Source organism: Streptomyces neyagawaensis, assembly GCF_023516595.1.
GTDB lineage: Bacteria > Actinomycetota > Actinomycetes > Streptomycetales > Streptomycetaceae > Streptomyces > Streptomyces neyagawaensis.
The window spans coordinates 1-9,457 of the sequence record NZ_JAMGBG010000130.1; the positions used below are offsets into that span (position 1 = coordinate 1).

The 9,457-nt window shown below is 71.6% G+C and carries 9 protein-coding genes; 5 read left to right on the plus strand and 4 right to left on the minus strand.

Features of this window, described 5'->3' with window-relative positions; genetic code table 11:
• A partial coding sequence (locus M8J73_RS36720; protein ID WP_249829591.1) for an FAD-dependent oxidoreductase occupies positions 1-298 on the plus strand: 298 nt, incomplete at its 5' end.
• Here M8J73_RS36720 and M8J73_RS36725 read toward each other — a convergent pair.
• Entirely contained in the window at positions 258-1,145 is an 888-nt protein-coding gene (locus M8J73_RS36725; protein WP_249829592.1) for an EamA family transporter, read from the minus strand. The two genes, M8J73_RS36720 and M8J73_RS36725, sit on opposite strands and share 41 nt — an antisense overlap.
• Positions 1,146-1,249: 104 nt before the next feature.
• Between M8J73_RS36725 and M8J73_RS36730 the strand changes: the two genes are divergently transcribed.
• Together M8J73_RS36730 and M8J73_RS36735 are read left to right on the plus strand one after the other, a co-directional pair.
• Positions 1,250-2,143 (plus strand): LysR family transcriptional regulator, encoded by an 894-nt coding sequence (locus M8J73_RS36730; RefSeq protein WP_055543353.1) that lies wholly within the window; start codon positions 1,250-1,252, stop codon positions 2,141-2,143.
• A 721-nt stretch (positions 2,144-2,864) separates the two neighbouring features.
• On the plus strand, positions 2,865-3,524 hold the full coding sequence (locus M8J73_RS36735; protein WP_055541495.1) for a class I SAM-dependent methyltransferase: 660 nt from the start codon (positions 2,865-2,867) through the stop codon (positions 3,522-3,524).
• A gap of 90 nt (positions 3,525-3,614) precedes the next feature.
• On the opposite strand, the gene ligA is transcribed toward M8J73_RS36735, so the two are convergent.
• Positions 3,615-5,693 (minus strand): NAD-dependent DNA ligase LigA, encoded by a 2,079-nt coding sequence (gene ligA, locus M8J73_RS36740; RefSeq protein ID WP_055541494.1) that lies wholly within the window; start codon positions 5,691-5,693, stop codon positions 3,615-3,617.
• A 213-nt stretch (positions 5,694-5,906) separates the two neighbouring features.
• On the opposite strand from ligA, the gene M8J73_RS36745 reads away from it, so the two are divergent.
• Both M8J73_RS36745 and M8J73_RS36750 read left to right on the plus strand, forming a co-directional pair.
• The gene (locus M8J73_RS36745) at positions 5,907-6,995 is read left to right on the plus strand and encodes a homoserine dehydrogenase (protein WP_055541493.1); all 1,089 of its coding nucleotides are present in this window, start codon (positions 5,907-5,909) and stop codon (positions 6,993-6,995) included.
• Positions 6,988-8,418, plus strand: a complete 1,431-nt coding sequence (locus M8J73_RS36750; RefSeq protein WP_079055120.1) for an aldehyde dehydrogenase family protein — start codon at positions 6,988-6,990, stop codon at positions 8,416-8,418. Before M8J73_RS36745 ends, M8J73_RS36750 begins: the two co-directional genes overlap by 8 nt.
• A gap of 81 nt (positions 8,419-8,499) precedes the next feature.
• On the opposite strand, the gene M8J73_RS45345 is transcribed toward M8J73_RS36750, so the two are convergent.
• Positions 8,500-8,961: an Lrp/AsnC family transcriptional regulator gene (locus M8J73_RS45345; RefSeq protein ID WP_055541492.1), complete on the minus strand. Its 462-nt coding sequence runs from the start codon at positions 8,959-8,961 to the stop codon at positions 8,500-8,502.
• Between the two features lie 63 nt (positions 8,962-9,024).
• A partial coding sequence (locus tag M8J73_RS36760; protein WP_249829593.1) for a succinylglutamate desuccinylase/aspartoacylase family protein occupies positions 9,025-9,457 on the minus strand: 433 nt, incomplete at its 5' end.

Below are 9,457 nucleotides of genomic sequence, written 5' to 3' on the forward strand. Positions count from 1 at the left end.
AAAGGCCACCGAGATCGTCACCGAATTCTTTCCCGGCCTGATCCCCACCATCGCGCGCGCCGACGCCTTCCCCGACCTCTTCACCCAGGACAGGCATCCCCTCATCGGCCGGCTGGATCAGAACAGCAGCATCTACTGCGCCACGGGATTCTCCGGGAAGGGCTTCAAGATGGCCACCGGCTATGGCCACATCGCCGCACACGAGGCGCTCGGCAAGCAGGCGTTCGACGGGCTGGACTTCGTGCGTCCGGACCGATTCAGTGACGGGGGGCCAGGACGCTCAGGGCGTTCGCGGTGACGATCGCGCCGATGGCGGTCCATTCGACGACGCCCAGGTGCTGGCCGAGCACGATCCGGCCGACGAGGGCGGCCAGGGCGGGGTTGACGCTCATGAACAGCCCGAACGCCTGGGCGGAGACGCGACGCAGTGTGAACACGTCCGCGAGGTAGGGGACGGCCGAGGCGAGGATCCCGGCGGCGACGGCGTACCCCACCGCTCCGGCGGTCGGCGGCTGACGGACCATCACGACCAGGCCGACGGGGAGGAAGACCAGCGCCGAGAGCGTGGCGGCGGCCGCGGTGCCCTGCGCGCCGGGGACCCGGCGGCCGACGGTGCGGTTGAGCAGGATGTACGACGCCCAGCAGACGGCGGCGAGCAGACCGAGGCCCATGCCCAGATGGTCGGTGGACGGCTGGGGACGCATCAGCGTGACCACGCCCGCGCCGGCGACCACCGCGCACACGGCGTCCACGCGGCGCCGCGAGGCGGCCAGGGCGACGGCGAGCGGGCCGAGGAACTCCAGGGTGACCGCGAGACCCAGGCCGACACGGTCGATCGCGGTGTACAGCGACAGGTTCATCGTTCCGAGGACCAGCGCGAGCAGCGCCACGGGCCGCCACTGCTCCGCCGTGAACGACCGCAGCCGCGGCCGGCCGACGGCCAGGAGAGCGAGCGCGGCGACGTACTGGCGGATCGCCACGACCCCGACGGGCCCGAGCACCGGGAAGGCCAGCGCCCCGAGCGCGGCGCCCACCTGGTTGGACAGGCCGCTGCCGACCATGGTGGCGATCCCGGCCGGCCGCGCGGCAGCGGGCTCGGGGAGCGGGGCGATCGGGGCTGCGGCGGTGGCGGGAGCGGCACTCATGCGCTGATCGTGCGCCGCTTCCCCGGTTGCACCAAATGCATAGGCCGGACGATCTATACGCTGGACGCATGGATGCCCCCAGCCCCATGGACGGCCCCGACCCCATGGACGACCCCGGACGCGTGGACCCGCCGCCGACGGTTCCCGATGTCGAGCTGCGCCAGTTGCGCTGTCTCGTCGCGATCGTCGACGAGGGCACGTTCACCGATGCCGCGATCGCGCTCGGCGTGTCCCAGGCCGCGGTGTCCCGCACCCTCGCCTCCCTCGAACGGGCCCTGGGGGCGAGGCTGCTGCGGCGTACGTCCCGTGCGGTGACGCCCACGCCGACCGGGTCGCGGGTGGTGTCGCACGCCCGGCGGGTGCTCGGCGAGGTCGACGATCTGGTCCGGGAGGCCATGTCGGGTCAGGTCCGGCTGCGCATGGGGTACGCCTGGTCGGCGCTCGGCCGGCACACGCTGGACTTCCAGCGCCGCTGGGACGCCGCGCACCCGGAGACGGAACTGCGGCTCGTCCGGGTCAACTCCGCGACGGCCGGGCTCGCCGAGGGCGCCTGCGATCTCGCGGTCGTCCGCAGACCGTTGGACGACCGCCGGTTCGAGTCGGCCATCGTGGGCCTGGAGAGGCGGATGTGCGCGATGGCCGCCGACGATCCGCTGGCCCGCCGCCGCTCGGTCCGCCTCGCCGACCTGGGCGGGCGCACCCTGCTGGTGGACCGCAGAACGGGTACGACCACCGCCGAACTGTGGCCGCCGGGCTCCCGGCCGGCGATGGAGGAGACCCACGACGTGGACGAGTGGCTCACCGTGATCGCCACCGGCCGCACCGTCGGGGTCACCCCGGAGTCCACGGCCCATCAGTACCGGCGGCCCGGTGTCGTCTACCGGCCGGTGCGCGACGCCGAGCCGGTCGCCGTCCGCCTCGCCTGGTGGCGGGACGACCCGCATCCCGCCGCCCAGGCGGCCATCGAGCTGTTGACGGCGCTCTACCGCTCCGGCTGAGACACAGGAGTCGGGATCGTCGGCGTCGGTGTGGGCCTCGGGGTCAGCCGCAGCACGGGCCCGTCGGGGCCGAAGGCGATGCCGTTCAAACCCCGCAGCGGGCTGGGCCGGTTGAGCCGCGGGCCTGTCGGCGGTCGCTGGTCGCTGGTCCTCCCGTCGTTCGTACGCCTTCTCCCATGGCGCGCAGGGCCTCCGCGTCGAAATCCGGCTCGTCGAGGGCGAGTCGCGCGGGGTCCGGTGAGTCGGCGGCGGAGGGGATGCGGGGTGGACATCGTCGTCCTCTCTGCTGTCCTGGGAGTTCGTTCGGGGTGCGGGAGGGTGCCGCGCCGGGGCAGCCGGGGGCGTCACGCCGGTTGGTGCCGGCGCGACCACGCGGCCCGACCGCTGTCGACGAGTCACTCCGTACCGTTGATGTAGCGCTCTTCGGGGCCGATGAGGAATGCCACGGCGGCGGCGATCTCAGCCGGCCCGGCCTCGGCCTCCTCACCTCCACCACGACCGCGCGGTCCGCGACGGCGCTGAACGACCGGCGTCGGACGGCCGTTCCGTCACGCTCCATCTCCCGGGAAGCCGCGCGAGCCAACCGTCCCGGCCGCCCCGTGGCCCGGCCCGACGGCCTCGTGGTCCTGCGGTCCCGGTACGGCGTCGTGCCAGGCGGCGCCGGTGGCGATGTGGGCCAAGGCGATCACCTGGGCCGCGGGCCCTCACTAGAGTCGCCCGCATGCCTGATCTCTCTTATCTCGACGCCGTCCGGGAGTCGTACGACACCGTCGCCGCCGACTACGTCGACCAGGTCAAGCCCCCGGACGAGCTGGATCCGCTGTCGCGAGGCATGTTGAACGTGTTCGCCGAGGTGGTGCGAACGGCCGGTCTCGGCCCCGTCGCCGATCTGGGCTGCGGGCCAGGGAGAGTCGCGGCCTACCTTGCCGAGCGGCAGGTTCCCGTTTTCGGCGTCGACCTGTCGCCCGCGATGGTCGAGCTGGCCCGCAGAACCCACCCGGATCTGCGTTTCAGTGTCGGCTCGATGACTTCTCTCCCCATCGAGGACAACCTCCTCGGCGGCGTCCTCGCCTACTACTCCACCCACCACACCCCTCCGGCGCTCTTGCCCGTGGTGTTCGGCGAGTTCCACCGCGTCCTCGCGCCGGGCGGCACCCTGATGCTGGCCGGTCATGTGGGAGCCGACCAGCATCTACGCCCGACACACGCCTACGGCGGTCATCCGGTGTCCTACGAGTCCTACCTGTTGCCGCCGGATCGGATCGCGGAGCTCTTGACGCAGGCCGGGCTCGCCCTCACCGCGCGTCTGGTGGAGGAGCCCCGTGAAGGAGCCACGAGGTCCTTCGCCACCTTCCTCGCCCACAAACCCGAACTGCCTTGAGAGACGCGCCTGTCGGCGTTGGCGTGGCAGGGCGGTGCACACGGGGTGCGGCCATGACGGCCGAGTCGCACGGAGCGTGTGGGAGGCGGGTCAGAGCAGATAGTCGGCCACCAGGGTGGCGAACTCGTCGGGTGTGGCGAGGCGGATGCCCAGGGCTTCGGCTTTGGCCCGCTTGGATCCGGCGTTCTCCCCGGCGACGACCAGGGTGGTCTTCTTCGACACGCTGGAGGAGGAGCGCCCTCCGGCCCGCTCGATCAGTTCGTTCATCTGGTTGCGGCTGAGCTTCTCCAGCGGGCCGGACATGGCGCCGGTGACCACCACGGTCATGCCCGTGAGCGGCCCGCCCTCGGCGTTCGCATCGCTTCCCGCGTCGGCGCCGACGGGGCTCGGCGGTGTGGCGCCGGGCTCGGTCATGTTCACTCCGGCGGCGACGAGTTTGTCGATGAGCGGGGCGAGTTCGGCCAGTTCGGCGACGATGGAGGGGGCCTTCTCGGTGCCGATGCCCTCGACCTGCTGCATGGCCGTGGCGTCGGCGGCGCGGATGTTGTCCATGGTCGCGAACCAGCGGGCGATGCGCCGTGACATCGACCGGCCCGTGCCACGTACGCCGAGCGCGCACAGCACGCGGGACAGCGGCTGGGCCTTGGCGGCGCTGATCGCGGTGAGAAGGTTGTCGGTGCTGGTCTCCCCCATGCGGTCCAGGCCGAGCAGTTGCTCGCGGGTGAGGGTGAACAGGTCGGCGAGATCGGCGACCAGGCCGGCCTCGACGAGTTGGACGACACGGGTGGCGCCGAGGCCTTCGATGTCGAGCTGGTCGCGGCCGGCGGCGTAGGAGAGAGAAGCGACCAAGTGGCAGTTGCGGCCCTGCTCGCAACGCCAGCGTTCCTGGCTGGTGTCGATGGCGGAACCACAGCGCGGGCATGCCTCGGGAAAGACGATGGGCTGCTCGTCGCCGGTGCGCAGGTGGGCGACGGGGGCCTCGATCCGCGGTATCACGTCGCCGGCCCGGTGGACCATGACATGGTCGCCCAGCCGGAGGTCACGGCGGGTGATGTCGGCGGGGTTGTGCAGCGTGGCGTAGGTGATGGTGGCGCCGTCGATCTCGACGGGCTCGAGCACGCCGCGCGGGGCGATGATGCCTGTGCGGCCCACGTTCCACTCCACCTCCAGCAGCCGGGTGATCTTCTCCACGGCCGGGAGCTTGTAGGCGATCGCCCACCGGGGAGCCCGTGATCCGGATCCGGCCGTGTGCTGGTCGGCGGCCAGGTCGGCCTTGATGACGATCCCGTCGATCCCGAACGGCAACTGAGCCCGCAGCGCCGCGATCTCCTGCACCCGGGCCAGCACCTGCTCACTGCTGCGGGCCACTCTGCCGGGCGCCGCGGTCGAGGCGGTGGTGTTCACCCCGAGGTCGGCGGCCATGACCATCAGATCGCTGTGGGCGAGGTCGCCCAGCCGCGCCGCGAGGGCGGTGTCGGTGTCGGGCAGGGGCAGCAGGCCGTAGCCGAAGAACGTCATGGGCACCGTGTAGGCGCGGTCCTTGGCGCGCAGTGTGCCCGCGGCCGCGTTGCGCGGGTTGGCGAAGGGTTGCCCGCCGTGCCCGGTGCGGACCTCGTTGGCGTGCTCGAACTGGGCCGTCGTCATGAGGACTTCGCCACGCACCTCCACGCTCACCGGTTCCGACAGGTTCTCGGGCAGGCCCTCGATGGTGCCCGCAGCGTGCGAGACGTCCTCCCCGGCCGTCCCGTCCCCCCGGGTGATCAACCGTGTGAGGCGGCCACGGGTGTAGCGGGCGGCGACCGCGAGACCGTCCAGCTTCGCCTCGACGCTCCACTGATCCACCTCGTGACCGACACGCCGGGCCAGGGACGCCGCCCACGCGGTGAACTCCTCCGCGGAGAACACGTTGTCCAGGCTCAGCATCGCCACGGTGTGCGGCACATCGCCCTCGACGGCACCGCCCGCGACCTTCCCCGTCGGCGAGTCCGGGAGCACCTCGTCGGGATGCTCGGCCTCCCACGCGGCGATGCCACGCACCAGCCGGTCGTAGGTGTCGTCGTCCAGCGGCGAGGTACCGCCCTCGTAGTAGGCGGCCGCGGCCCTCACCGCGTCCTCGACCGCCTGCGCGTAGGCGGCGGCATCCACGATCTGTGCAACAGGAGTCGTCATGCCCGTCATCCTGCCTGCCACCACTGACAACGGCCCCCGGGGCGGAGCGGAGGCGTTGCCGGAGGCCGGACGGGGCAGGGCGGGCGAATTGCCGGGGACAGAGCAGATCGGCATGCGGCGTGGCCGTTGTGACAGGGAGCGGGTGACAGGGACAGCGGCGAGGCTCCTCAGCAGCCGCACCGTGAAGGCGGCGGACTGCGAAGGAGCGATCTCATGGGCCGATACGATCTCGCCCTCATCGGATTCGGCGGCGTCAACCGCGCGCTTGCCGAACTCATGTCCCAGCACGGGGACCGTCTGGCCGAGGAGCTGGGTTTCGCCCTGCGGGTGGTGGCGATCACCGATCTGCGAGCCGGTTCCCTGGTGGACACCGACGGCATCGATCTGGCGCCGCTGCTGGCCGCCGAGCCGGGGGAGCTGAGCTTCGCGGACCTGGCCGGCGGCAGCGCTGAACCGCGCAACGAGTGGGTGATCCGCGAGGTCCCGGCCGACATCGTCGTGGAGGCGACGTTCACCAACCCCACCGACGGCGAGCCCGCCCTCTCCCATGTGCGCTGGGCCCTGGAATCGGGCAAGCACGTGTGCACCACCAACAAGGGACCGGTCGCACTCGCCGGCCGCGCCCTGAAGCGGCTGGCCGCCGAGCAGGGGGTCGGCTTCGAGTTCGAGGGCTCCGTACTCAGTGGCACCCCCGTCCTGCGCACCGCCGAGCGCATGTTCGGCGGCCTGGAGATCACCGGCGTCCAGGGGATCATGAACGGCACCTCGAACTACGTCCTCGGCCGCCTCGAAGAGGGCGTCGAGTTGTCGGCGGCCATCGCCGAGGCCCAGCAACTCGGGTACGCCGAAGCCGACCCCACGGCGGACATCGAGGGCCACGACGTCCAGCTCAAGGTGATGATCCTGGCCAACGAGGTCCTCGGCGCCGACCTGCGCCGCGAGGACGTCTTCTGCGAGGGCATCTCCTCGCTCACCTCGCACGAGGTGCGGGACGCCGCCTCGAAGGGGCTGCGGTGGAAACTGGTCGGCTCCGCCACCCGCCACGAGGACGGCAGTGTCGACGCCCGCGTCACCCCGCTCGCCCTCCCCGCCCAGCACCCGCTCGCCGGGATCTGTGGCCCGGTCAACGCGGTCGCCTTCCACACCGACCTCCTCGGCACCGTCACGGTCTCCGGGCCGGGCGCCGGCCGCACCGAGACCGCCTACGCCCTGCTGTCGGACATCACCGCCATCCACCGGCGTCACGCGGACGACGACTCCGCTCCCACGCGCCCCGTTCTGAAGGAGACCCACCGTGTCTGACACCGCCGTGCCCCCCGGCATCGCACTCGGCACCGACACCACGCTCGTGCACAACCCGTACACCGGCGAGGTCATCGCCTCGGTGCCCACCGCCGACGTCACCGCCCTCGGCGGCATCCTCCAGCAGGCCAGGTGCGGGCGCCGCACCGCGGCCGCGCTGTCCCGCGCCTCCAGAGCCGCGGTCCTGGAACGCGCCGCCCGTCTGATCCGGCGGCGCTCCGAGTCCTTCGCCCAGCTCATCGTCAGCGAGGCCGGCAAGACCGTCGTCCAGGCCCGCAAGGAAGTCGCCCGCGCGGTCAACACGCTGGCCCTGTCCGGAGCCGAGGCACGACGCAACGCCGGCGAGGTCATCCCCTTCGACTCCCATGAGGGCTCGGAGAAACGGCAGGGTTGGTTCACCCGGGAACCGCTGGGCGTCATCGCCGCCATCACGCCCTTCAACGACCCGCTCAACCTGGTCGCCCACAAGCTCGGCCCGGCCATCGCCGGCGGCAACGCGGTCATCCTCAAACCGTCGGCGCTGACCCCGCTGACCGCTCTGCGCCTGGTCGACACCCTCATCGAGGCCGGGTTGCCCGAGGAGATCGTCACCGTCGTCAACGGCGATGCCGACATCGCCGCCGCGATCGTGGCCGCCCCCGATGTGCGCATGGTGTCCTTCACGGGAGGATTCGCCACCGGCGAGGCCATCTCCCGCACGGCCGGCCTGAAGAAGCTCGCGATGGATCTGGGCGGAAACGCCCCGGTCATCGTCATGGACGACGCCGATCTCGACGAGGCCGTCGCCTCCTGTGTCTCGGGCGCGTTCTGGGCCGCCGGCCAGAACTGCATCGGCACCCAGCGGATCCTCATCGCGGCCGAGGTCTACGAGCGCTTCCGCGACGCCTTCGTCGCCCGCACCAGGCTGCTGCGCGTCGGCGACCCCCTCGACGAGCGCACCGACGTCGGCCCCATGATCACCCAGGAGGCCGCGGCCGCCACCCGGACCAAGGTCGACACGGCGGTGGCCGAGGGCGCGGTACTGCTGTGCGGCAACGCCGTCACCGGTTCCCTGTACGCGCCGACCGTCCTGGAGGACGTCCCGGCGACCTGCTCGATCTGGCAGGAGGAGGTGTTCGCCCCGGTCGTCGTGTTGCAGCCGTTCACCTCCTTCGAGGACGCCATCGAGCAGGCCAACGCCATCGACTACAGCCTCCACGCGGGCATCTTCACCTCGCGCCTGGACCGCGCCCTGACCGCGGCCCGGCTGCTGGAGGCAGGCGGAGTGATGATCAACGACTCGTCCGACTACCGGTTCGACGCCATGCCGTTCGGCGGGTTCAAGTACGGCAGCATGGGCCGCGAAGGCGTGCGCTTCGCCTTCGAGGAGATGACCCAGCCCAAGGTCGTCTGCGTCAACCACCTCACCGAAGTGGTCCGCTGACCGCCTTCCCCCGCTGAGGCCAGGCGGCCGTGCCCTCCGCCCTGGGGTGAACTGCTCGGTCGCGCCACGCCACCGCGCAGCTCACCCCGCCGCCGCGGGCCCCTGCTCTCCCCGCGGGCGATCGACCACCCGGGACAGGGTGAGTGCGGTGACCGTGTCCCGTACGCCCGGCATCTTGGCGATCTCCTCCCAGATGCTCCGGACGCGTTCCAGCGAGGCCGCTTCGAGGCGCACCATGATGTCGAAGTCGCCGCTGAGGATCTCGCAGATGACGACCTCGGGAATGCGTTTCAGTGCGGCCAGGACGTCGCCGCCGCGCATGCGGTCCTGGCGGTAGACGAGTACGAGCGCCGAGACGACCGTGCCGGTGTCGTGGCCCGCTCGGACGATGGTGTAGCCGGCGATGTGGCCCTGGCGCTCCAGACGTTCGACGCGCTGGCGCACCGCGTTGCGGGACAGCAGCACCTTGCCTGCCAGATCGGAGTGCGAGATGCGGGCGTTGCGGGTCAGCTCGGCGATGATCTTCTCGTCGATGGCGTCCACAGCGGATCCTTAACGAATCGATCGAGGTCGCGTATCCCCGTGGCAGGCGGGCCAGGAACCCCGTCAGTGGGGAATGGCGATGGCGGCGAGGTGCGTGCCGGGGCGCACGGTCAGCCCGTTCATGTGGTAGATGATCGTCCCGCTGGAAACGGCGGTGACCTTGTGTTCGATGCGGTCGACGGGGTCGATGACGCGGCCGATGGTCTGCCCCTCGGTGACCTCGTCGCCGGTGACCGCGTCCGGGTACCAGAGGCCGGTGGCCGGAGATTCCACCTCGCCCGTCCACATCCAGTCGCGCGGCTGCGCGGTCACCGGTGCGAGGTGTTGCGGCGCTTCGATGACGCCGAGGTGGTGCAGGATCCGGTGGAGGGCGTCGAGGAGCCTGCGTACGGTGTCCGGGTGCCGGTCGCCGAGCTGGCCGGTCTCGACGAGGATCGCGGGGATGCCCTGCCGGTTGGCGGCGGCGTGGCTGTTGCCGCCCTCGGGGCTGGTGCCG